The 23,740-nt window shown below is 70.1% G+C and carries 17 protein-coding genes and 1 other annotated feature; of the genes, 5 read left to right on the top strand and 12 right to left on the bottom strand.

The genetic code is table 11. The features are described from left to right. Positions 1–162: 162 nt before the first annotated feature. A complete protein-coding gene (gene clpB, locus H4F90_RS02970) occupies positions 163–2,766 on the top strand; it encodes an ATP-dependent chaperone ClpB (protein WP_182661323.1) in 2,604 nt (867 codons plus the stop codon). 61 nt (positions 2,767–2,827) lie between these two features. Beyond that, a complete protein-coding gene (gene nadB / locus H4F90_RS02975) occupies positions 2,828–4,498 on the top strand; it encodes an L-aspartate oxidase (RefSeq protein ID WP_182661325.1) in 1,671 nt (556 codons plus the stop codon). Between the two features lie 12 nt (positions 4,499–4,510). Here nadB and H4F90_RS02980 read toward each other — a convergent pair whose 3' ends face one another. The 5 genes from H4F90_RS02980 to H4F90_RS03000 form a co-directional block, all read right to left on the bottom strand. Continuing rightward, positions 4,511–5,755, bottom strand: coding sequence for a DUF1501 domain-containing protein (locus tag H4F90_RS02980; protein WP_182661327.1), 1,245 nt, complete (start codon positions 5,753–5,755; stop codon positions 4,511–4,513). Further along, positions 5,752–7,455 carry a DUF1800 family protein gene (locus H4F90_RS02985; RefSeq protein ID WP_182661329.1) on the bottom strand — a complete coding sequence of 568 codons (1,704 nt, stop codon included), beginning with the start codon at positions 7,453–7,455 and terminating at the stop codon, positions 5,752–5,754. The genes H4F90_RS02980 and H4F90_RS02985 overlap by 4 nt, the downstream gene beginning before the upstream one ends. A gap of 436 nt (positions 7,456–7,891) precedes the next feature. After that, positions 7,892–8,010, top strand: a sequence feature (AL1L pseudoknot). A gap of 659 nt (positions 8,011–8,669) precedes the next feature. Further along, entirely contained in the window at positions 8,670–9,554 is an 885-nt protein-coding gene (gene nadC, locus H4F90_RS02990) for a carboxylating nicotinate-nucleotide diphosphorylase (protein ID WP_182661331.1), read from the bottom strand. 8 nt (positions 9,555–9,562) lie between these two features. Continuing rightward, positions 9,563–10,690 carry a quinolinate synthase NadA gene (gene nadA / locus H4F90_RS02995; protein WP_182661333.1) on the bottom strand — a complete coding sequence of 376 codons (1,128 nt, stop codon included), beginning with the start codon at positions 10,688–10,690 and terminating at the stop codon, positions 9,563–9,565. Between the two features lie 94 nt (positions 10,691–10,784). Continuing rightward, complete coding sequence (locus H4F90_RS03000; protein WP_182661335.1) at positions 10,785–11,657, bottom strand: AraC family transcriptional regulator; 873 nt, start codon at positions 11,655–11,657, stop codon at positions 10,785–10,787. A 70-nt stretch (positions 11,658–11,727) separates the two neighbouring features. Between H4F90_RS03000 and H4F90_RS03005 the strand changes: the two genes are divergently transcribed. After that, on the top strand, positions 11,728–12,993 hold the full coding sequence (locus tag H4F90_RS03005; RefSeq protein WP_182661337.1) for an MFS transporter: 1,266 nt from the start codon (positions 11,728–11,730) through the stop codon (positions 12,991–12,993). Between the two features lie 33 nt (positions 12,994–13,026). On the opposite strand, the gene H4F90_RS03010 is transcribed toward H4F90_RS03005, so the two are convergent. Then, entirely contained in the window at positions 13,027–14,241 is a 1,215-nt protein-coding gene (locus H4F90_RS03010; RefSeq protein WP_182661339.1) for a polyhydroxyalkanoate depolymerase, read from the bottom strand. A 360-nt stretch (positions 14,242–14,601) separates the two neighbouring features. Between H4F90_RS03010 and H4F90_RS03015 the strand changes: the two genes are divergently transcribed. After that, positions 14,602–15,258, top strand: coding sequence for a glutathione S-transferase (locus H4F90_RS03015; protein WP_407926168.1), 657 nt, complete (start codon positions 14,602–14,604; stop codon positions 15,256–15,258). Positions 15,259–15,350: 92 nt separating this feature from the next. On the opposite strand, the gene H4F90_RS03020 is transcribed toward H4F90_RS03015, so the two are convergent. Continuing rightward, entirely contained in the window at positions 15,351–15,779 is a 429-nt protein-coding gene (locus tag H4F90_RS03020) for a cupin domain-containing protein (RefSeq protein WP_182661341.1), read from the bottom strand. 280 nt (positions 15,780–16,059) lie between these two features. Here H4F90_RS03020 and rraA point away from each other — a divergent pair, with 280 nt between their 5' ends. Next, a complete protein-coding gene (gene rraA, locus H4F90_RS03025) occupies positions 16,060–16,557 on the top strand; it encodes a ribonuclease E activity regulator RraA (RefSeq protein ID WP_182661343.1) in 498 nt (165 codons plus the stop codon). A gap of 93 nt (positions 16,558–16,650) precedes the next feature. On the opposite strand, the gene H4F90_RS03030 is transcribed toward rraA, so the two are convergent. The 5 genes from H4F90_RS03030 to mfd form a co-directional block, all read right to left on the bottom strand. Beyond that, positions 16,651–17,241: a flavin reductase family protein gene (locus H4F90_RS03030; RefSeq protein ID WP_182661345.1), complete on the bottom strand. Its 591-nt coding sequence runs from the start codon at positions 17,239–17,241 to the stop codon at positions 16,651–16,653. Positions 17,242–17,258: 17 nt separating this feature from the next. Then, on the bottom strand, positions 17,259–18,038 hold the full coding sequence (serB, locus tag H4F90_RS03035; protein WP_182661347.1) for a phosphoserine phosphatase SerB: 780 nt from the start codon (positions 18,036–18,038) through the stop codon (positions 17,259–17,261). A 119-nt stretch (positions 18,039–18,157) separates the two neighbouring features. Then, complete coding sequence (locus H4F90_RS03040; protein ID WP_220486036.1) at positions 18,158–19,522, bottom strand: FAD-dependent oxidoreductase; 1,365 nt, start codon at positions 19,520–19,522, stop codon at positions 18,158–18,160. Positions 19,523–19,524: 2 nt separating this feature from the next. Beyond that, on the bottom strand, positions 19,525–19,923 hold the full coding sequence (locus H4F90_RS03045) for a c-type cytochrome (RefSeq protein WP_182661351.1): 399 nt from the start codon (positions 19,921–19,923) through the stop codon (positions 19,525–19,527). 61 nt (positions 19,924–19,984) lie between these two features. Then, positions 19,985–23,545 carry a transcription-repair coupling factor gene (gene mfd / locus H4F90_RS03050; RefSeq protein ID WP_182661352.1) on the bottom strand — a complete coding sequence of 1,187 codons (3,561 nt, stop codon included), beginning with the start codon at positions 23,543–23,545 and terminating at the stop codon, positions 19,985–19,987. Between the last annotated feature and the right edge of the window lie 195 nt (positions 23,546–23,740).

Below are 23,740 nucleotides of genomic sequence, written 5' to 3' on the forward strand. Positions count from 1 at the left end.
GGCCTTGAAGGCGGGTGGGTCCGGCCGCCGAAGGCTGGGCTGCGGCGCATGCTATGGCGTCCCGCAGTCTCTGCGCCCCGAGCGCCCCCACCTTGAATCGGCGGGGTGCCGCCCCATCTAGAAACCAAGCGGTGCCGGCCACCGCATCTCAAGGATGGACCCATGCGCATCGACAAACTGACCACGGCCTTCCAGCAGGCGTTGCAGGAGGCCAGCAGCCTCGCGGTGACCCGCGAGCATCCCTACCTGGAGCCGGCCCATCTGCTGGCCGCCTTCCTGGCCCAGCCCGACGGCCCGCGGGCGCTGCTGGAGCGGGCCGGCGTGAAGCTGCCCGCACTGAAGACGGCGGTGGATGCCGCCCTCGAGGCCCTGCCGCAGGTGCAGGGCGGCGGGGGGCCGGTGCAGCCCTCGCGCGATTTCGTCGCCTGGCTGCAGGGCGCCGAGAAGGAGGCGGGCAAGCGCGGCGACGCCTTCATCAGCAGCGAGATGGCCCTGCTGGCCCTGGCCGAAGCCAAGACCGAGCTGGCCGAAACGGCCCGCCGCCACGGCCTGAAGCGTGGGGCCCTGGAGGCGGCGATCGAGGCCGTGCGCGGCGGACAGAAGGTCGACAGTGCCGAGGCCGAGGGCCAGCGCGAGGCGCTGAAGAAGTACACCCTGGACCTGACCGAGCGTGCCCGCCAGGGCAAGCTGGATCCGGTGATCGGCCGCGACGACGAGATCCGCCGCGCCATCCAGGTGCTGCAGCGGCGCAGCAAGAACAACCCCGTGCTCATCGGCGAGCCCGGCGTGGGCAAGACCGCCATCGTCGAGGGCCTGGCCCAGCGCATCGTCAACGGCGAGGTGCCCGACAGCCTCAAGGGCAAGCGCCTGCTGGTGCTCGACATCGCCCTGTTGCTGGCCGGTGCCAAGTTCCGCGGCGAGTTCGAGGAGCGGCTGAAGAATGTGCTCAAGGAGCTTTCGCAGGACGCTGGCCAGACCCTGGTCTTCATCGACGAGCTGCACACCATGGTCGGCGCCGGCAAGGGCGAGGGCGCGATCGATGCCGGCAACATGCTCAAGCCCGCCCTGGCGCGCGGCGAGCTGCACTGCATCGGCGCGACCACGCTGGACGAGTACCGCAAGTACATCGAGAAGGACGCCGCGCTCGAACGCCGCTTCCAGCGCATCCTCGTCGACGAGCCCAGCGTGGAGGCGACCATCGCCATCCTGCGGGGCCTGCAGGAGAAGTACGAGCTGCACCACGACGTGGAGATCACCGACCCGGCCATCGTCGCCGCGGCCGAGCTGAGCCAGCGCTACATCACCGACCGCTTCCTGCCCGACAAGGCCATCGACCTGATCGACGAGGCGGCGGCCAAGATCAAGATCGAGCTGGACTCCAAGCCCGAGGCCATGGACAAGCTGGACCGCCGGCTGATCCAGCTCAAGATCGAGCGCGAGGCGGTGCGCAAGGAAAAGGACGAGGCATCGATCAAGCGCATGGCCCTGATCGAGGAGGAGATCGGCAAGCTCGAACGCGAGCTGGCCGACCTGGACGAGATCTGGCGAGCCGAGAAGGCCCAGGTCCAGGGCTCGGGCGAGCTGCGGGTGGAGATCGACCGCATCAAGTCGCAGATCGAGGAGCTCAAGCGCAAGGGCGACTTCAACAAGGTGGCCGAGCTGCAGTACGGCCAGCTGCCGGAGCTGGAGAAGAAGCTCCGCGACGCCCAGGCCCATGAGAACGGCAAGGCCGCCGCCGGCCGCCCCGTGCTGCTGCGCACGCAGGTGGGGGCCGAGGAGATCGCCGAGGTGGTGGCCCGCGCCACCGGCATCCCCGTGGCCAAGCTGATGCAGGGCGAGCGCGACAAGCTGCTGCAGATGGAGGGCAAGCTGCACGAGCGCGTGGTCGGGCAGGACGAGGCCATCGTCGCGGTGGCCGACGCCATCCGCCGCAGCCGAGCCGGCCTGGGCGACCCGAACCGGCCGACCGGCAGCTTCCTCTTCCTCGGGCCCACGGGCGTCGGCAAGACCGAGCTGTGCAAGGCCCTGGCCGCCTTCCTCTTCGACACGGAGGAGGCCATGGTCCGCATCGACATGAGCGAGTTCATGGAGAAGCACAGCGTCAGCCGCCTGATCGGCGCGCCGCCCGGCTACGTGGGCTACGAGGAGGGCGGTACTCTGACCGAGGCCGTGCGCCGCAAGCCCTATGCGGTGGTGCTGCTCGACGAGGTCGAGAAGGCCCACCCGGATGTCTTCAATGTGCTGCTGCAGGTGCTGGACGACGGCCGCCTGACCGACGGCCAGGGCCGCACCGTGGACTTCAAGAACACGGTGATCGTGATGACGAGCAACCTCGGATCGCATCTCATCATGCAGATGCAGGGGCAGGACCCGGAGCTGATCCGCGAGGCGGTCTGGGGCGAGCTCAAGGCGCACTTCCGGCCCGAGTTCCTCAACCGCATCGACGAGACCGTGGTCTTCCACGCGCTCGACGCGCAGCACATCGAGGGCATCGCCGCGATCCAGCTCAAGGCCCTGCAGGGCCGGCTCGCGCGGCTGGAGCTGAGCCTGGACGTCAGTCCGGCCGCGCTGGCCGAGCTGGCCAAGGTCGGCTTCGACCCGGTCTTCGGCGCGCGGCCGCTGAAGCGGGCGATCCAGCAGCGTATCGAGAACCCGCTGTCCCGGCTGCTGCTGGAAGGCCGCTTCCCGCCCAAGAGCGTGATTCCGGTCGAGGTCGACCCCATCCTTCATCCGGGTGAATTCCGCTTCGAGCGGCGCACGCACTGAGCCCGGTCGGGCATCCCGGGCCGCAGGGTGGCCCGGGATGGGCGGCGCCTAGAATTTCGCGATGAATGACAAGCAGGTGACGGGGGCCGCAGCAGCCCAGCCGGTGGTGATCGTGGGGGCCGGTCTGGCCGGTCTGACGACGGCCTTGCAGCTGGCCGGGCAGCGGCCGGTGATCGTGCTGGCCAAGCGCAGCCTGGGCGAAGGCGCGACGGCCTGGGCCCAGGGCGGCATCGTCGGCGTGCTCGGCCAGGACGACAGCGTCGACAGCCATGTGCAGGACACGCTGGAGGCCGGTGCCGGCCTGGTCGACAAGGACAGCGCCCGCTTCGTCGCCGAGCGCAGCGCCGATGCGGTGGCCTGGCTGGTCGAGCACGGCGTGCCCTTTTCGCCCGACCCCGACGGCCCGCTGGGCCTGCACCTGACGCGCGAGGGCGGCCATGCCGTACGCCGCATCGCCCATGCAGCCGATGCCACCGGCCGTGCCATCCACGAGGCCCTGCTGGCCCGCGCCCGCGCGCATCCCAACATCACGCTGCGCGAGCGCTGGATGGCGGTTGACCTCATCACCACCCGCCATCTGGCCGGGCGCCAGGCCCGCCAGGGCGAGGCTGCGGCCCCGCGCTGCTACGGGGTCTACGCGCTGGACATCGATCGCAAGCGGGTCGAGACCGTGGCCGCCGGCGCGGTCATCCTCGCCACCGGCGGCCTCGGCAAGGTCTATCGCTATACCAGCAACCCCGACACCGCCACCGGCGACGGCGTGGCCATGGCCTGGCGGGCCGGCTGCCGGGTCGCGAACATGGAGTTCGTCCAGTTCCATCCCACCTGCCTCTACCACCCGCAGGAGCGCAGCTTCCTGATCACCGAGGCCCTGCGCGGCGAAGGCGCCGTGCTGCGCCTGCCCGGCGTGCCAGGCGAGGACGGCCAGGCCGCGCGCTTCATGCCGGCCCACGATGCCCGGGCCGAGCTGGCCCCGCGCGACATCGTTGCCCGCGCGATCGACTTCGAGATGAAGAAGCATGGCCTCGACCACGTCTGGCTCGACGCCACCGGCCTGGGCGAGGACCGGCTCAGGAGCCACTTCCCGACCATCCATGCGCGCTGCCTCGCGCTGGGCATCGACATCGCCCGCCAGCCCATTCCGGTGGTGCCCGCCGCGCACTACAGCTGCGGCGGCGTGGTGAGCGACCTGCAGGGCCGAACCGACCTGCCGGGCCTCTACGCCGTGGGCGAGACCGGCTGCACCGGCCTGCACGGCGCCAACCGCCTGGCCAGCAACTCGCTGCTGGAATGCGTGGTGCTGGGCCGCAGCTGTGCCGAACATCTGCTGGCCCAGCCCGTCGCGCCCGCGCCGGCCCTGCCGGCCTGGGACGAGAGCCAGGTCGAGAACGCGGACGAGCAGGTCGTCATCAGCCACAACTGGGACGAGCTGCGGCTGCTGATGTGGAACTACGTCGGCATCGTCCGCACCACCCGGCGCCTGGAGCGGGCCCTGCACCGCATCAAGCTGCTCAAAGGCGAGATCGACGACTACTACGGCAGTTTCCGCGTGACCCGCGACCTCCTGGAGCTGCGCAACCTCGTCGATGCGGCCGAGCTGATCGTGCGCTCCGCGCTCAGCCGCCACGAAAGCCGCGGCCTGCACTACAGCCGCGACTACCCGGGCAGCCTGCCGGTCAGTTTCCCGACCGTGCTGGTGCGCAAGCGCCGGCGGCGCGATCAGGACGACTGAGCCCGTCCGGGCTCAGGGATAGAGCCTGAGCGCGCTGCTGGAACCGCCCCCGAGCAAGCCGCCCAGCAAGGAGCCCGAGCTCGTCGGGAAGCTGCCCAGGTTGGGGAAGACCGTGCCCATCGAGGCGGCCGGCACGCCCATCCAGCGCGCCACTTCGGCCAGCAGGTGCTCGGTCGGCGTGCTGGGCAGCAGGATGCCGCGCGACTCCACCATGTCCGGGCCGTTCAGCCGCAGGTCGGGCGACTTGCCGTGCAGGCCGCCGATCACCGGGCCGATCAGCAGGGCATGGCCGCCCCAGCCGTGGTCGGTGCCGCTGCCGTTGGGCACCAGGCTGCGACCGAACTCGGAGTGAATCAGCATCGAGACGTCGTTCTCAATGCCAAGAGCCTTCGCGGAGCTCCAAAACGAGCCGATGCCCTGATCAAGAGTCTTCAGATTCTTGTCCAGGGTACTCATCATGTCCGCGTGGGTATCGTAGTTACCCTGGGTCGAGAAATGCACGGAGCGCGGGCGTCCCGAGTAGGCATCAGACTTGAACAGCCGAGCGACAGTCTGCAGCTCGGGCAGTCCGGGGTAGGGCGTCGTATCCGTCACCATGGCCAGCGCGTTCCTCACCACAGCGGAACTTTGGTTTGCACGCAGCTGGGCAGCAGCGAACTCGTTGGCCAGCGGATGCCCAAAACTGCCAGCACGGCCCATGACGCCTTCCATCATCTGGATGACCTTGGCTGGGATGTTCGGCTGGCGGACCAATACACCAGTCGGACCCAGGCCGAGGGCTCGGATCCCTGGGGCGGTAAAGCCCGGCTGCGGACCAGCCATCGAGGTGATCTGCGAGAAACTACCCCCCCGCAGCGAGCTGGGCAGGGCTGCGATCATGCGGCCGATCCAGCCGCTCATACCCATCAGGTCGGTTGCATCGCCGAGTTGCCAGATTCGCGTCTGGTCGTTGTGGCTCTGGAGCGCGCGCGGCAGGGGAACCGACCGTGCATCGTATTGTGCCCGGGTGGTTGGTACAGCAAGGGTGCCAGTGTTCATCACGATGGCGACCCGACCTTCGGCATAGAGTGCACGCAGATTGCTCATGGCCGGATGAAGCATCCAGTCCTCGCTCAAGGCCTGGCTCGGGTTGTCTGCCAGGGCCAGGGTACCGCGCACTGAAGTATAGGTTGTTCGGTTGGTTCCGCGACGCGGTGAAATCAGATGATGGGCGTCGAGGCCGCCCCCCAGATAAGTGATCAGAAGGCTTCGGCTCATGACAGCACCATGTTTTGAGGGTGGATGAGGATCGTCCACAGCATCGCGGCGAGTACTTGACGCTGATACGTGACTTGGGTTCGTCCGATACCGCGCAGGATGGACAGAAGGCTGCTGCGGTCTCCGTCGGGAAGCACCTTGCCGCTTAGCCGTCGAGATAATTCGTCAAGCAGTGCGGCATCGTTGTCGGCGGAGATCAGGCGAAGGCTCAGATTGGGGGTCAGGGTGGCGTTCGAGCAGAGATGACCCAGGCCGGTGAAAACCTGGCTTGCCCCGTATTCATCGCAATTCTCAAGCTCGGGGCCGACAAGTTCCAGTGCCCGAAGTTCTGGCGTCGTGAAGTCCGGTCGATTGAAGTTGAAGACCGTCGGTGCGGTAAAGGGTCGCTGAGAACCGATCAGAGTATGATCATACTGGCTCATCACCCGTTGAGTCAGCGGGTTGGAGAAGCATCCCAGGCGTCGAGCAGCCCCCATGGTGTACACATATCGAGGGGTTAACATGCCGAACCGCGGTGTGCCCGGCGTCAGCAGGTCGGGATCGAGAAAGATCGCTCGGAGCACTGCCTTCATGTCGCCCCGGACCCCTTGGCCGTTGTTTACGAAGGCTCGGCTGACCCGGGTTACATAGGCAGGCGATGGGTTTGAGCAAGTCAGGCGCCGGATCAGGTTCAAGGCGATGAAGGGAGGGCAGCTGGGATGCTGGAAAAGGGCATCCAGCGCCTTGCGGATGGCTTGGCTGCAGGACGTTCCCGCCGGAATGTCAACTCTGCCGTCAAGGGCTCTCACAGACTCCGGCGAATGCCGTGAATCGTCCGCTTGCATCGGCGAGGCCCATAACTCGCTGCTGAAAGCGCTGAAGTTCGTGAACCCAAATCTGACCTTTTCGCCCCAGTAGGTCGTGCCGTTGGCATACAGGCCGGTGAAGACGCGTGCCATCTGTGTGACGTCGGCTTGACTGTAGGTCGGGATCGGGTGGCCCTTGCTGTCGATTTTTCGTGAGCCGTCTTCATTCAGTTCCCACAAACCGATCGTGAAGAGTTGCATCAGCTCGCGGGCATAATTCTCGTCGGGTTGTCGTCCGCTTGCTGCATCACCCTTCGAATTATTCATGTACGTCAGGTAGATGCCCATGTCGACGCTGTACGTGATCGCTTCGATCAGTTCGCGAAAATTACCGAAGGCATGTTTATTGAGCGTGTCCCAGAATGATGCGCAGATATAAGCTGAAATGCTCAGTGTACTGACGACAAAGATGTTCGAGAGTGCATAGGTAACCCTTTGGCGAAACTGATCTGCGGCATACACGCATTTCCAATCGATGGCGCGAACCCGTTCGGTGAAAGCAATGAGCTGATTTGGATCCTCGAAGCCTGGCGGACCTTGAAGCCTGACCCAATCGGATACCGTGCGGCTTTGGGGTAGCAGCATCTGCGTTTCGAGCCAAGAGGCGTAGCCGCGAGTCGCTACATCCAGAATTTCGCTGTCCAGTGGTGCGAAGGTGCTGAAGCGCAGCCAGCGAGCTGCCTGATCTACCGACACCGACACTCCGATGTTGGAAAGGGATTGAGCAAGTGTGGTTTGCGGAAAGCCCGCTACGGCGGCTGCAGTCGTGATGCAGGCGAGTGATCCGACTCGTAGGAAATCCCTTCGGGAGTGCTCAAGCGGTTCGGTCATCGAGATTTCGGTGGTCATGGTCATGGCAGCCTCACGAAGCGACGCATGGTGTCGCCGTGGAGGCTGGATCGGTATGATCGACCTTGACTTGAGAAGGTTTGTTGCTCCTTTGATTGTTAGATGTGTCGTAATGCACGGATCACGATCTGATAACGCTTGAGTTGTTTGATTTCGTAGGCTTGGAAATGCAAGTAGATGTATCCGAACCGTCCCGGCTTTCGAGGAGGCTCCTGCCTGTGACAGGACGCAGCCATGAAGAGAGCAGGCAAGTTATGGGCGGAGGTTCGGGGGCGGGCCGCCACGCGGAGGGTCGTGGAGGCGCAGAGGCAGCAGGACTCGCAGAGGGCGGCCATCGAATCCATCGCAGGCAGGCTCAGTGCGCGGCCGAGGCGCTGCGGCGCCGGATGCGCCGGTTCGAACGCGAGCTGCGCAAGACCCACGGGGTCCTGAGGTAGGGCAACGCCTTCTTCGCCCAGGCGGAGCTCAACCGCCGGCTGAAGTGATGCGGGCGCTCATATGGGCCCGGACCGACACGCCCACGGGGTCGAGCCGATCCGCCGCGGGCTGCAGATCGCCACCCTAGCGGCGCCATGCGGCCCTGCAGCGCAGGCCCGCGTGCTGTGCAGCCTGCGGGCTCGGCGCGACCAGGTCCTGGCCCCGCGCATCTCGAACGCGTGGGGCGGACCAGGCTGCAGGTCTGAGGTGCCGGGAAGGTCTGGCGGCAACTCCTCCGAGAAGACCATGGGGGGGCCGCTGCGCCGTCGAGCGGCTGATGCGCCGCCAGAGCCTGCAAGGCGTAATCCGGGGCAAGGTGCGAGTGCACCACGCACCACGATCGCCGACTCGAAGGTGCCGTGTCCGCCGGACAGGGTCGAGCACCCGTTCGGAGTTGACGTGCCGAACCCGCTCTGGGCGTCAGACTTCACCGAGATCTCGACTCGGCGGGAAGGGATGACCTTCGTGATCGACGTCGATGCACGGCGTGTCGTGGACTGGCTGAGGCCGGCATCGAGCCGTCCGTGTGCGGCCGATCGCCCCGACTCACGGCATAGGGCCTCCGCGATTCACGGGGCGGTTCATGGCCCTCAAGACCCGCGACGAACTCCTGCCCGCTGCGGGCAGGCGCAATAGGACTGAGCTCTTGGTTTGCAGGCGACTGACGATGCCCAAGACCGTCGCCAAGCGGGGCACGCCATGGGATCCGTTGGGCTGTGGAGTTCGACCGGCAAAACCGTGGCTCAGTCCGAGTCCAGCACCCGCATCGAGTAGTCGACCGCCTCGATGTCCTTGGTCAGCGTGCCCAGGGAGATGCGGTCCACGCCGGTCTCGGCGATGCCGCGCAGCTGGGCCAGGGTCACGCCGCCCGAGACTTCCAGCACCGCCCGGCCGGCGTTCAGCGCGACCGCCTTGCGCATCTTGTCCAGGCTGAAGTTGTCGAGCAGCACGCTGGTCGCGCCGGCGTCCAGGGCCTGGATCAGCTCGGCGATCGACTCGACCTCGATCTGGATGCTGATGTTCGGCGCCTCGCCGGCCTTCAGGGCCTGGGCTGCGGCCAGGGCCTGGGCCACGCCGCCGGCCGCGGCGATGTGGTTTTCCTTGATCAGCACGCCGTCGTACAGCGCCAGGCGCTGGTTCTTGCCCCCGCCCATGCGCACCGCGTACTTCTGCGCCAGGCGCAGGCCGGGCAGGGTCTTGCGGGTGTCGAGCACCGCGCAGCCGCGCGGATTGGGCGAGGCATCGGCCAGGGCATCGACGTGGCGCTTGGTCACCGTGGCCACGCCCGAAAGCATCTGCAGGAAGTTCAGCGCCGGGCGCTCAGCCGCCAGCAGCGCGCGCGCCTCGGCATGCACGGTGCAGACAGTCTGGTTGCGCTGCAGGGCCTCGCCATCGGCGGCACGCCATTCGACCTGTGCCTCCGGGTCCAGCGCGAGGAAGCAGCCGTCGAACCAGTCCCGGCCGCAGAGCACCGCATCCTCGCGGACGATCACGCGGGCCACCACGCGGCGTCCGGCCGGCACCAGCCGGCCGGTCCAGTCGGCCTGGCCGATGTCCTCGGCCAGGGCCTCGCGGATGTTGCGGGCGCGGGCTTCGGCGAGGGTCTCGTTGCGTTCGATGTTCAGCATGGGGGCAATCAGGCGGCGCCGAGTCCAGTGACGAGATGGGGGGTCGCGCGGGTGGCCGGCGTGGCCAGCACCTGCGGATGTGCGGCGACGAAGGCCAGCATGCGCTCGATGCAGCCCAGGGCCTGGCCTCGCACCGGTTCGGGCACCTGGATCTCGCCGGTCTGGCGCTCCAGGCAGTCGACGAGGGCCTGCAGGCCGTTCATCGCCATCCAGGGGCAGTGCGCGCAGCTCTTGCACGTGGCACCGTTGCCGGCGGTGGGCGCTTCCATCAGCGTGGCCTGCGGCGCGAGCTGACGCATGCGGTGCAGCAGGCCGTTGTCGGTGGCCACGATGAAGGTGCCGGTCGGCGCATCGGTCACGGCCTTGAGCAGCTGCGAGGTCGAGCCGACCACGTCGGCCAGGGCCACCACGGCCGACGGCGATTCGGGATGCACCAGCACCTTGGCCTGCGGGTGCTCGGCCTTGAGCAGCTCCAGCTCCAGGCCCTTGAACTCGTCGTGCACGATGCACTCGCCCTGCCAGAGCAGCATGTCGGCGCCGGTGGTCTGCTGGATGTAGCGGCCCAGGTGGCGGTCCGGCGCCCAGAGGATCTTCCGGCCCTGCGCCTTCAGGTGCTCGACGATGCCCAGCGCGCAGGAGCTGGTCACCATCCAGTCGGCGCGGGCTTTCACCGCGGCGCTGGTGTTGGCGTAGACCACGACGCTGCGGTCCGGGTGGGCATCGCAGAAGGCGGCGAAGTCCTCGGCCGGGCAGGCCAGGTCCAGCGAGCAGGTGGCCTCCAGCTCGGGCATGCGCACCGTCTTGTGCGGCGAGAGGATCTTGGCGCTCTCGCCCATGAAGCGCACCCCGGCCACGACCAGCTCCTGCGCGGCGTGGTCGCGGCCGAAGCGGGCCATCTCCAGCGAGTCGGCGACGATGCCGCCGGTGGCCAGGGCCAGGTCCTGCAGCTCGGGCTCGACGTAGTAGTGCGCGACCAGCACCGCGCCACGCGCGGCCAGCAAGGCCTTGGCGCGGGCGTTCAGGGCGGCGCGGGCGGCCGGGTCCAGGGCCTCGGGCACGCGGGCCCAGGCGTGGGCGGTGGAGGCCTGGCCCAGGGCGTCCTGCCGCGTGAAGTCGAAGCGGATCGGGGTGCTCATCGGATGGCGCTTTGCATCGGGCGGGGGCGGGATCGTAGCAAGCGGGCCGGGGTTTCCCCGGATCGGTTCACGCGCGGGTCTGCGCCGGGTGGCTTCAGGCCGCGGCGAACACCCGGCTCGGCGGCGCGCCGAGGCTGCGCCGCACCATCGCACTGAAGGCGCTGGGGCTGGCGTAGCCCAGCGCGGCGGCAATCTCGCCCATCGGCCGGCCGTGGGCGGCGAGCGTCAGCGCCCGCGCCAGCAGCACCTGCTGCCGCCACTGGCCGAAGCTGGTGCCCAGTTCCTGGCGGAAGAGCCGCGCGACGGTGCGTTCGCTCGCGCCGATGTCGCGCACCCAGCCGGCCAGCGTGGCGTGGCGCTGCGGCGCGTCCAGCACGGCTTCGCAGAGCGCACGCAGGCGCTTGTCCTCGGGCAGGGCGATGCCCAGCGGCAGCGGCGCGGCGCCGGCCAGTTCGGCGCGCAGCAGCGGGGCGATCAGCGCCTCGCGCTCGGTCTGGGCTGCCGCGGGCGGCGGACCGCCGTCGGGGCGGGGGTCCAGGGCCAGGATCAGCGCGCGCAGCAGGTCGGACACCTCCAGCACCCGGCAGTGCCGCCAGGGCAGGTCGGCTTCCGGGGGGGCCTCGGGTTCCTCGGCCCGGGCCGCGGCCGGCCCGCAGCGGCCGGCGGCCTGGTGCAGGTAGAGCGTGCGCAGCTCGGCCGTCTCGACCACGGTCACCGTGTGCTCGATGCCCGGCGGGATCCAGACCGCCCGCGAGGGCGGGACCAGGTAGGTGCCGCGCTCGGCCGTGATCCGCATCACCCCGGTGGCCGACCAGGCCAGCTGGGCCCAGGGATGGTGGTGCGGCTCGACCCGCGTGTCGGCCGCCAGCACGCTGAACTTGGCCCGCAGCGGGCGGGCCGGTGTCGGCATGTAGAGGTGGGGGGCCTGGCGGCCGCGCAGCGGGCCCTCGGTCGGCTGGGCAGGCATTGGCTTGATCTCGACAAAGGATGTCTTTCTATCGTAAGCGCGACGAGCCCGGCCTGCCTACGATGCCGGCATGGCGCTTCTTCCCCTCCCGAACGATCCCGCGCTGCGGGCCGATCTGCGCACCACCGGCCTGGTGGGCCTGGCGCATGGCAGCTCGCACTTCTTCCATCTGCTGTTGCCGCCGATGTTCCCGGTCTTCATCCGCGAATTCGGCCTCAGCTACACCGAGCTGGGCCTGCTGGTCACGCTGTTCTTCGTCGTGTCCGGCCTGGGCCAGGCCCTGTCGGGCTTCCTGGTCGACCGGGTTGGGGCGCGGCCGGTGCTCTTCGCCGCCTTCCTGAGCTTCATCGCCGCGGCCCTGACCGCGGCGAGCGCCCAGGGGCCGGGCGCGCTCGCGGTGGCTGCCCTGCTGGCCGGCCTGGGCAATGCGCCCTTCCACCCTGCGGACTTCACCATCCTGAACCAGCGCATCACGCCGCAGCGCCTGGGCCATGCCTATTCGGCCCACGGCATCTGCGGCAACCTGGGCTGGGCGCTGTCGCCGGTCTTCCTGGTCGGGCTGACGAGCGTGCTCGATTCCTGGCGTCTGGCCTACCTGGGCGCGGCCCTCTTGGCCGCCACCGTGCTCCTCATCCTCTACCGCCAGCGTGCCGCGCTGGACGATCGTCACCAGGCCCGCCGCCAGGCCAGCGTGGCCGCCCGGCCGGTGGCGGGAGCGACGGTGGAGCATCCGATGGCCTTCCTGCGCCTGCCCTCGGTCTGGCTGTGCTTCTCCTTCTTTTTCTGGAGCACCGCGGCGATGGCCGCCATCCAGGGCTTCGCCAGCCCGGCCCTCCAGCAGATGCACGGCCTGCCGCTGTCGCTCACGGCCTTCGTCGTGACCGGCTTCATGCTCTGCGGGGCGGCCGGCATGGTGGCGGGCGGTTTCCTGGTCGCACGCGGCGCGGCACTGGAACGCATCATCACCCTGGCCATCGGCGCCGGTGCGGCGGTGCTGGTGGCCGTCGGCCTGGGTCTGATTCCAGGCGTCGCAGCGGTGGTGGCGGTCGCGCTTTCGGGCGTGGCCATCGGCCTGGCCGGACCGTCGCGCGACATGCTGATCAAGCGCGCTGCGCCGCCCGGTGCCACCGGCCGCGTCTACGGCACCGTGTACTCGGGCCTGGACATCGGCTTTGCGCTGGGCGCGCCGGTCTTCGGCCGCATCCTGGATGCCGGCTGGCCGGGTGGCGTCTTCCTGGCCGCCTCCCTGGCCCTGGCCGCGGGCATCGTCTCGGCCGGCCTGGTCGGCCGGGCCGGACAGCCCGCGCTGCCCGCCGAACCCAGGCTCAGCCCCTGAGCCTCCGCATGGCCGGTGCGCCCCCGGGGGGCTTCAGGCGTCGTCGTGCTGGTGCACGAGCTCGCGCACGCGCGGGTAGATCTGCTGCTGCCAGCGCCGGCCGCTGAACACGCCGTAGTGGCCCACGCCGGTCTGGATGTGGTGGGTCTTGAGGTGGGCGCGCAGGCTGCTGCACAGGTCATGGGCGGCCACGGTCTGGCCCAGGGCACAGATGTCGTCGCGCTCGCCCTCCACGGTGAACAGCGCGGTGCGGCGGATCGCGGCGGTGTTCACGGAGCGGCCGGCCACCTTCATCACGCCACGGGCCAGGTCCCAGGTCTGGAAGACCCGCTCGACGGTCTCCAGATAGAACTCGGCCGGCAGGTCGTTGACCGCGAAGTACTCCTCGTAGAAGGTCCGGGTGGTCTCGGCCTTGTCCGTCTCGCCGGCCACCAGGGCCTCGTACAGGCCTTGGAAGGCCTGGGTGTGGCGGTCGGGGTTCATGCTCATGAAGGCGGTCAGCTGCAGGAAGCCGGGATAGACCCGTCGCATGCCGCCGGGGTAGCGCAGCGGCACCCGGCAGATCAGGTTCTTCTCGAACCATTCCATCGGCTTGCTGATCGCGAGCTTGTTGACCTCGGTCGGGTTGATCCGCGTGTCCACCGGCCCGGCCATCAGCGTCATCGTGCGCGGCTGGGCCGGATGGTCGTCCTCGGCCATCAGGGCCACCGCTGCCAGCACCGGCACGCAGGGCTGGCAGACCGCCATCACATGGCTGCCCGGGCCCATCACGCCAAGGAAGCGGATCAGGTGCTGCACGTACTCGTCGAAGCCGAACACCCCTTCGGACAGGCGCACCTGGCGTGCGTTGTGCCAGTCGGTCACCCAGACCTCATGGTCCTGCAGCAGGGTGCGGATGGTGTCGCGCAGCAGGGTGGCGAAATGGCCTGACAGCGGCGCGGCCACCAGCATGCGGGGCTGGCCCTCCGGCGCCCCCGGCTTGCGGAAGCGCAGCAGGGTCGCGAAGGGCGTGCGGTCCATCACCTCTTCCTCGACCGCCCAGGCATCGGGACCGATGCGCCCCAGGCTGAAGGGCGGCCGCTCATGGGTCAGCCGCAGTTGCGAGAAGACCTCCGCGGCAGCAGCCAGGCGGCGCAGGCTGGTGGGCTCGCGGCTGCCGAGGAAGCGCCAGGCCTGGGCAAAGCCCCGGGCGGCTTCCTGCCAGGGCGCCAGGAGATCGCATTGGGATTGGTAGGCCTGGTACAGCATGCGCTGGGCTCCGGATCGGACAGGGCAGGGGCGGAAGAATTGGTTTGCAACAGGCAAGTTGCAGGCCACCGAAGGCCGTGCACCGCCTTCGGCGACCTGCACCGCGCGGTGGCACAGCGCTTGCGGGCCTCGATCGTGCCGACCCGGAACAGGGCATCGGCCCAGGCTCCACCCCTTCCTCTGCCCGACACCGCAGGACCTGCCGCCATGGTTACCCGCCGCCGCCCCGCCGCCGATCCGCTGCCCGAAGCCGCACCCTCGCCCAGCCCCAAGCGGGCGGGGCGGCGCGCGCCCGCGGCGGCCCCGGCCCTGCCGGCCGTCGTCGCAGCACCGCCTGCCGTGGCGCTGGGGGCGGCCTCGATGACGCTGAGCAGCAAGAACTACTCGTCCTGGTCCCTGCGCGGCTGGCTGCTGGCCCGCTTCGCAGGCCTGGAGTTCCGGGAGGAGATGCTCTCCACCGACAACGCCGATGTGCGGGCCGAGATCCTGCTGCTCGCGCCGTCCATGCTGGTGCCTTGCCTGCACCATGGCAGCGGCCCCGCCGAGGTGCGGGTCTGGGACACGCTGGCCATCGGCGAGTACCTGCACGAGCTTTTCCCCGAGGCCGGCCTGCTGCCGACCTCGCGCGCCGCCCGCGCGCACTGCCGCGCCATCTGCGGCGAGATGCATTCCGGCTTCAGCGCCCTGCGCTCGGCGCTGCCGATGAACCTGAAGGCCCGCTTCCCGGGCTTCAAGGTCTGGTCGCGCGCGCAGGCCGACATCGACCGCATCGTGCAGATCTGGACCGAGTGCTTCGACGCCTATGGCGGCCCCTGGCTCTTCGGCGAGCACCGCACCATGGCCGATGCCATGTACGCGCCCGTCGTCACCCGGCTGCAGACCTATGACGTGCGCCTGTCCGACCGCCGCCTGATCGAGTACTGCCAACGTGTGCTGGCCATGCCCGAGATGCAGGCATGGATCGCCGACGCCAAGCTCGAACCCGAGGACATCGACGAGCTGGAAGCCGAGTTCTGAGCGGCGAAGCTGCGGACGCCCGGGCCCGCAGCCCCACGAAGAAGGCGCCCCGCGGGGCGCCTTCGCTCATCCGGGGCCGGCCGTGGTCCGCGTCACTTCCACGGCGTCGACGGCGGCACCTCGGCGGCGGGTTCCACGTCGATGGTCTTGAAGTCCGCCGGGCTGACGATCTCCAGGTACTCCATGTCGGGCGAGTAGTCGAAGAGGTAGTGGCGGATGCCCGGACGCTGGTGGACGCAGTCGCCGGCCGAGACCAGGGTCTCCTTGTCCTCGTACATGAAGCGGGCCCAGCCCCTGATCATGATCACGATCTGGAATTCCGCCTCGTGGCGGTGCCAGCCCGTGCCTTCGGCCGGCGGGTTCTTGGCCTTCACCAGGTGGGCGATGACCTTGCCCCGGGTCGCGTCGGCGATGCCCAGGTCGCGGTAGGCGAAGAAGTCGCGCAGGCCACCTTCGCCACGCCAGGGCGTGTCGTCGGGCTTCACATGCGAGAACAGGGTCGGGGTGGTGCGGTCGAGCATGGCGGTCCTCCTCGTGCGGAGCGGTGGCTGGGGTGGCGTGCCCAATGCAACAAGCGTTCCGCGCCGCCGCGGGGCGCCCACGCACAGGCCCTGGGCCCGCCCGCCCCGCGCTGGCGAGCCGGGCACCGGTGCCGAGCGGCCCGCCCCGCCGACGATCAGCCGGTCTGCCCGCGCTGCGGCCCAGCGCGGTGCAGCGGAGCGTCCCGGTGCCCGGCAGGGGGCGTGCTAGGCTTTTTCGGACGTGAACCCATTCCGCAAGCCCTGCGGCCAGGAGCCCCCCATGACGACCGATTTCGCGACCTGCGACCTCTGCGACCTCCACAAGAACGACGGCAGCGGCGCCTTCCGCGTGCTGCCGCCCGTCTTCCGCGACTTCGGCGCGCACAAGCGCTTTGCCGGCCCCGTATTCACCGTGAAGTGCTTCGAGGACAACAGCTTCGTCAAGGCTGCGGTCGACAGCCCGGGCGAAGGCCGCGTGCTGGTCGTCGACGGCGGCGCCTCGCTGCGCCGGGCCCTGGTCGGCGGCAACCTCGGTGCGGCCGCGGCCCGCAACGGCTGGGCCGGCGTGGTGGTCGACGGCTGCGTGCGCGACGTGGCCGAACTCGCGGCCTGCGCCACCGGCATCCGCGCCCTCGGCGCCATGCCCCTGCCGACCGAGAAGCGCAACGAAGGCCAGCGCGAGATCGCCGTGCAGATCCAGGGCGTCTGGGTGCGTCCGGGCGACTGGCTCTATGCCGACGAGGACGGCATCATCGTCAGCGCGACCAAGCTGGTCTGAAGCCCGCCGCAGGGCGCCCGTGAGCCGCCGGGCTGCTGCGCCCAGGACCTCGCAGAGCTCGGCCCCTTCGCCCCGTCCCGGGCGCCGCGGGGCTCAGCCCTGCAGCATGGTGCCGGGGGTGAAGTAGGCGCCGCCGGCGACGTGATGCAGCGTGCGCAGCGCGTCGTGGCCGTCGAAGTGCCAGCGGCCGTTGGAGAACACGCGCGGATCGGCCCAGGCGGCCTCCACCTCGGCCAGGAAGAGGTCGTGGGCCTGTTCGATCGTCGGCTGCGGCAGGCGGCGGCAGGCCAGCCAGGCCACGCTGCCGGCCACCAGCGGCTGCCCGCCGGATTCGGCCGGGGCGGCCTCGCCCGCCAGGTAGCGCAGGCCGAAGGCGGCTTCCTTGTCCAGGCTGCGGCCGCTCGCGCCGCCCACCGCGTCGACCAGGCTGCGCTGGGCGGCGCAGGGCAGGCTCAGCACGAAGCGACCCGAGGCCTCGACCAGACCGCGCGTGAACACGGCCTTGTCGATCACCACCGCCACCTTGGGCGGGTCGAAGTCCAGCGGCATGTTCCAGGCCGCGGCCATGGTGTTGCGGCGGCCGCCGTGTTCGGCACTCAGCAGCACGGTGGGGCCGTGGTTGAGCAGGCGGTAGGCCTTGGCCAGGGGCACGGCCAGCGGGCGGGGCGGCAGGGTGTCGGGCATGGCGGGCTCCGGTCGCTTCAGCGGGCGTCGGCGCCGAACAGCGCCAGCAGGGTGTCCAGGCGCTCGACGTCCAGCGCCACATCGGCCTGCGCGCGCACCGCGGGCTTGGCCCGGTAGGCCACCGACAGGCCGGCCACCGACATCATCGGCAGGTCGTTGGCGCCGTCGCCGACGGCGATCACCTGCGTGCCCGTGCCGCCGAGCGCGGCCACGGTCTCCAGCACGGTGCGGCGCTTTTCCTCGCCGTCGACGATGTCGCCCCAGGGCTGGTCGATCAGGCGGCCGGTCAGGGCCGGTTCGGCGTCGGCCCGGCCGGTCTGCGCCGGGTCGGTGGACAGCTCCAGCACATTGCTGCGGGTGGCGTCCAGGCCCAGCGCGTCGCGCACGCGGTCGCTGAAGTAGGTGAAGCCGCCGGAGACCAGCAGGGTCTTCAGCCCGGCCGCCTGGCAGGCGCGCACCAGGGCCAGGGCGCCGTCATGGATGCGCAGCCGCTCTTCGGCCACCTGGCGCAGTGCGCTCAGCGGCACGCCCCGCAGCAGGGCCACGCGCTGGCGCAGGCTGGCCTTGTAGTCGGCGATCTCGCCGCGCATCGCGGCTTCGGTGATCGCCGCCACCTCGGCCTTGCGGCCGGCAGCATCGGCGATCTCGTCCACGCACTCGATGCTGATCAGCGTCGAGTCCATGTCGAAGGCGATCAGCTTGAAATCGCTCAGCCGCAGGGGCAGGGACACGCCGCGGGCCAGCAGGCGGCTGGCCTCGAGACCGGCGGGCAGGGGGGAGGCGGTGGAAGTCGACATCGCAAATGAGAAAAGGCCGGCAGCCCCTGGGGGCGCCGGCCTCTTGCCGACGCGGCCTGGGCCGGGTCGGCATGGTAGCGAAGGCGTGCGCGGCCCCCTGTGCGGGGCCGGGCGAGGCTTCAGTTGAAAGTGTCGGCCATCAGCGTCTTGAACCAGGTGTCCATGCGCTTGAAGTTCTTGTTGCTGATGTTGGCGGCCTCGGTCGGCGTGGCGCCGGCGATCACGCCGTTGTTCGCGGCGACCTTCATCGTGCGGGTGCTTGCGTCGTACTGGTAGACCGCGGTCAGCCAGGAGGCGGTGTCGGCCGTGATCGGCGAGTAGCAGGCCGAGTTCAGCACCGGCGCCGGGTCGGGGCTGCCGCCGGCCAGCAGGCGCAGCACCGCGTCGGCGCAGGTCTTGCCTTCCTGGTTGGCCACATGGCCGGCCTTGGGCAGGCCGGTCTGCGCGGCGTCGCCGATCACGTGCACGCCGGCCACCGCGGTCGACTCGTAGCTCAGCAGGTCCACCACCGCCCAGCGGCGGTCGGCGCTGTTGATCAGCCCGGCCTGCTGCAGCCATTCGCCGCTGCGGCTGCCGCGGGCGCGCTGCGGCGGGATCGGGTTGACGGCCTGCGCCATCACGCTGCGCGGCGTGCCGACGGCGTCGGTCCAGCTGACCTGGCCGGTGTAGGCATTGATCTGCAGGTTCTGCACACCGGGCTGGTAGTCGATCACGCCGCCGTGGATCACGTTGAAGGCGTGGGTGAAGTTCTCGCGCTCGGCGGTGATGGCCAGGTTCTCGTCGAGCACCAGCACCTTCACGTTGCCGTTGCGGCGCTTCTTCAGGAAGTCGGCCACCACGCAGGCCCGCTCGTAGGGGCCGGGCGGGCAGCGGTAGGGTGCCTTCGGAATGGTCATCACGAACACGCCGCCGGCCGGCACCGCGGCCACCTTCTGACGCAGCAGCTCGGTCTGCGGACCGGCGGCCCAGGCGTGCGGCGTGCGCAGCGTGTAGTCCTCGGCCGTCAGGCCGTAGGCCGGGTCGAAGTCGATGCCCGGGGCGACGATGAGCCGGTCGTAGGCCAGGGTACTGCCGTCGGACAGGCGCAGCACGCGCTGGATCGGCTCCAGCGACTCCACGGCCGCCTGGCGGATCACGACGCCATGCTGCTTGCGCAGGCCGTCGCGGCTGAAGTTCAGCGAGCTGAGCTTGCGGCTGCCGTTGAGCACCAGGTTGCTCATGATGTGCGAGGTGTAGGCCGCGGTCGGGTCGACCAGGGTCACCTGCACGCCGCTGCCCCCCCAATAGCGCAGGTACTTGGCCGCGCTGGCGCCGGCCATGCCGCCGCCGACGACGACGACGCGGCCGGTCGGGGCCGCTGCGGCGCGGGCGCCGCCCGGACGCGGCAGCAGGCTGACGCCGGCGCCGACGGCCAGGGCCTGCAGCAGGGTGCGGCGCGAGAGCAGGGACGGCGCCAGGCCCGGGAAGTGTTCGGGGGTGCTCATGCTCATTTCGCCTTCAGGTTCTGGAGGATCAGCGCGATCTGCGCGTCGGTGTAGCCCTGGGCGTGGGCGGCCATGATGTCCTGCCGGGCCGGCTTGCGGGCCAGGTCGCGGTACTCGCGGATTTCCTCGGCCTCGCCGCCGCGGATCTTGTCGAAGCCGCCGGTGCCACCGGTGCCGTGGCACTGGAAGCAGTTCGAGGCCAGCAGGCGGCCCGGGCTGTCGATCGCGCGCGGGTTGACGGCGACGGTCGTCGGTGTCGGCGTCTTCTTCGACGAACTGCCGGCTTGCGCCGCCGTCGGGGCCAGACCGGCCAGGCTGAGGGTCAGGCTGGCCAGGACCAGCCCACGGGCCCGGCGCAAGGCCCAGGGGCCGGCCGGAAACATCAGTTCATGCGAATTCATGGAGGCGGATGGTCCGCCCCCTGCCTGAAGGTCGGCTGAAGCCGAGGGGCGCGCTGGCGGCTCAAACCGTGCCGGACGGCACGGTCGGCTGGCCCAGCGCCTTGAGCACTTCGCGCACGGTCTGGGCGCGGTCCTTGGGATCGGCCTGGGCGCGGTCGATGCGCAGCTTCTCGTTGCCGGCCAGCTTCACATGGCGCTGGCGCTGCACGAGGTCGATGATGCGCATCGGCTCGATCGGCGGGTTGGGCCGGAAGTGGATGTTCATCACCGCCGGGCCGGCGTCGATCTTGATCACGCCATAGGGCCGGGCCTGCACGCGCAGGCGGTGCACGTCGAACAGGGTCTGGGCCTGGGCGGGCAGCTTGCCGAAGCGGTCGACGATTTCCTCCAGCAGCAGGTCGAGCTGGTCCAGGCGCTCGGCCGAGGCCAGGCGCTTGTAGAGCGAGAGCCGCAGCTGCACATCGCCGCAGTAGGCGTCGGGCAGCAGGGCCGGCGCATGCAGGTTGACCTCGGTCGCGGTGTTCACCGGGTTCAGCAGATCGGGCTCGCGGCCCGCCTTCAGGTCGCGCACCGCCTGGCTCAGCATGTCGTTGTAGAGCTGGAAGCCGACTTCCATCATGTTGCCGCTCTGGTGCTCGCCCAGCACCTCGCCGGCGCCGCGGATCTCCAGGTCGTGCATGGCCAGGTAGAAGCCGCTGCCCAGCTCTTCCATGTCCTGGATGGCCTGCAGGCGCTGCGCGGCCTGCTTGCTCAGGCCCTCCACGTCGGGCACCAGCAGGTAGGCATAGGCCTGGTGGTGGCTGCGGCCCACCCGGCCGCGCAGCTGGTGCAGCTGGGCCAGGCCGAACTTGTCGGCACGGCTCATCACGATGGTGTTGGCGCTCGGCACGTCGATGCCGGTCTCGATGATGGTCGAGCACAGCAGCAGGTTGTGGCGGCCCTGCACGAACTCGCGCATCACGCGCTCCAGCTCGCGCTCGGGCATCTGGCCGTGGGCCACGGCGATGCGCGCCTCGGGCAGCAGCTCCTCGAGCTTCTGCTTGCGGTTCTGGATGGTCTCGACCTCGTTGTGCAGGAAGTAGACCTGGCCGCCGCGTTTCAGCTCGCGCAGCACGGCCTCGCGGATCACGCTGCTGCCCTCGCTGCGCACGAAGGTCTTGATGGCCAGTCGGCGCTGCGGCGCGGTGGCGATCACGCTCAGCTCGCGCAGGCCCTCCAGGGCCATGCCCAGGGTGCGCGGGATGGGCGTGGCGGTGAGCGTGAGCACGTCCACCTCGGCCCGCATGGCCTTCATGGCTTCCTTGTGGCGCACGCCGAAGCGGTGCTCCTCGTCGATGATCAGCAGGCCCAGGCGCTTGAACTTCGTCTCCTGGCTCAGCAGCTTGTGCGTGCCCACGACGATGTCGATGGTGCCGTCGGCCAGGCCCTCCATCGCCGCCTTGATCTCCTTGGTCGAGCGGAAGCGCGACATCTCCGCCACCTTCACCGGCCACTGGCCGAAGCGGTCGGCGATGTTCTGGTAATGCTGTTCGGCCAGCAGGGTGGTGGGGGCCAGCAGGGCCACCTGCTTGCCGCCGGTCACGGCCACGAAGGCCGCGCGCAGCGCGACCTCGGTCTTGCCGAAGCCCACGTCGCCGCAGACCAGGCGGTCCATGGGCTTGGGGCTGATCATGTCCTGGATGACGGCATGGATGGCGGCGCGCTGGTCGGCCGTCTCCTCGAAGCCGAAGCTGGCCGCGAAGGCCTCGTAGTCCTGCGGGCTGAAGCGGAAGGCATGGCCCTCGCGGGCGGCGCGGCGGGCGTAGAGGTTGAGCAGCTCGGCGGCGGTGTCGCGCACCTGCTCGGCCGCCTTGCGCTTGGCCTTGTCCCATTGGCCGCTGCCCAGCTTGTGCAGCGGCGCTTCCTCGGCGCTGACGCCGGTGTAGCGGCTGATCAGGTGCAGCTGCGCGACCGGCACGTAGAGCGTGGCCTTCTCGGCGTACTGCAGGTGCAGGAACTCGGTCGAGCCTTCGCCGAGGTCGATGTTCACCAGGCCGACGTAGCGGCCGATGCCGTGCTGGCTGTGCACCACCGGGTCGCCGGGGCGCAGCTCGGACAGGTCCTTGATCAGCGCATCGACGTCGCTGACCTGCTCCTGCTTGCGGCGGCGGCGCTGGGTGGGCGCGGCCTCGAAGAGTTCGGTCTCGGTGACGAGCTGCAGGTTCAGCGGACCGCCCGCTTCGCCCGGGGCTTCGCCGCCCGCCTCGATCCAGTGGAAGCCCGCGGCCAGCGGGCCGACGCTGATGGCCGCGACATGCTCGCTGGCCAGGAAGGCCGGCAGGTCGGCCACGCTCGGCAGCGCCAGCTTGTGCTCGCGCAGCAGCTCCAGCAGGCTTTCGCGCCGGCCTTCGCTCTCGGCCAGCAGCAGCAGGCGGCCGGCCTTCTCGCGCCGGCTCAGGATCTGGGTGGCCAGCTTGCGCAGCGGCTCGACGGCACCGCGGTCCAGGGCCAGGTCGGGCAGGGGGCGGGCCCAGGGCGTGGTGGCGGGCGGCTCGGCGTCGGCCGAGGCGGTCTCGTCCCCCGCGGCGGCCCGCGGCGGACGCAGCGAGAGCGTGGGCTGCGCGCGGCAGCGGCCGAAGAAGTCCTCGGCCGTCAGGTAGACGGCCTCGGGCGGCAGCAGCGGACGCTCGGCATCGTGCTGCAGGAAGCGGTGGCGCTCGCGGATCTCGCCCCAGAAGGCCGCCAGGGCCTCGTCGACCGTGCCGTGCAGCACCACGGCGGCCTGCGTGCCGAAGTAGTCGAAGACGGTGGCGGTCTCGTCGAAGAAGAGCGGCAGGCAGAACTCGATGCCCGGCCCGGCCAGGCCGCTGCCCATGTCCTTGTAGAGCCGGGCCCGGCTGGGGTCGCCGTCCATCTTCTCGCGCCAGCGGGCGCGGAAGGCGGTGCGCGCGGCCTCGTCCATCGGGAACTCGCGGCCGGGCAGCAGGCGCACCTCGGGCACCGGGTAGAGGCTGCGCTGGCTGTCGGGGTCGAAGGTGCGGATGGAGTCGATCTCGTCGTCGAAGAGGTCGATGCGGAAGGGCACCGGCGAGCCCATGGGGAAGAGGTCGATCAGGCCGCCGCGCACCGCGTACTCGCCGGGCGAGACGACCTGGCTCACATGCTGATACCCGGCCAGGGTGAGCTGCGACTTCAGCGCCGACTCGTCCAGCTTCTGCTTCTGGCGGAACTGGAAGGTGGTGGCCGCCAGGAAGCTGGGCGGTGCCAGCCGCACCAGGGCGGTGGTGGCGGGCAGCAGCACCACGTCCAGGGCGGCGTCCGGGCCTTCGGCCGGGGCCGCACCCCGCTGGCCCTGGAGCAGGCGCCACAGCGTGGCCAGGCGTTCGGAGATCAGGTCCTGGTGCGGCGAGAAGCTGTCATAGGGCAGGGTCTCCCAGTCCGGGAAGACGGCCACCCGCAGGCCGGGCGCGAAGAAGGGCAGCTCGGCTTCCAGGCGCTGGGCGTCGGCCGGGTCGGCGCAGACGATGGCCGTGAGCTGGCCGGCCCGGCCCTGGGCCAGGCGGGCCAGCAGCAGGGCGTCGGCCGAGCCCGGCGGCCGGGGCAGGGTGGGGCGTTGACCGGGGGCGAGGCGGGGCAGCTGCATGCGGAGGGCGGGCCGGCCGGCAGGCCGGGCATTCGGGGCGGGCACGAAAACACAAATACCCGCCGCGCCCGGTGAAGGGGGCAGGGCGGGGCAGGACCGGGCCTGCGCGACAGCCGGTCCGTGGCACGGGGCCGGCGGACGCCGGGTGCCCCGCCGCAGGAGCGGGGCCACGGTCAGCGCGCAGGGCGGCGAATC

The organism is Aquariibacter albus (genome assembly GCF_014145335.1).
GTDB classification, from domain to species: domain Bacteria; phylum Pseudomonadota; class Gammaproteobacteria; order Burkholderiales; family Burkholderiaceae_C; genus Aquariibacter; species Aquariibacter albus.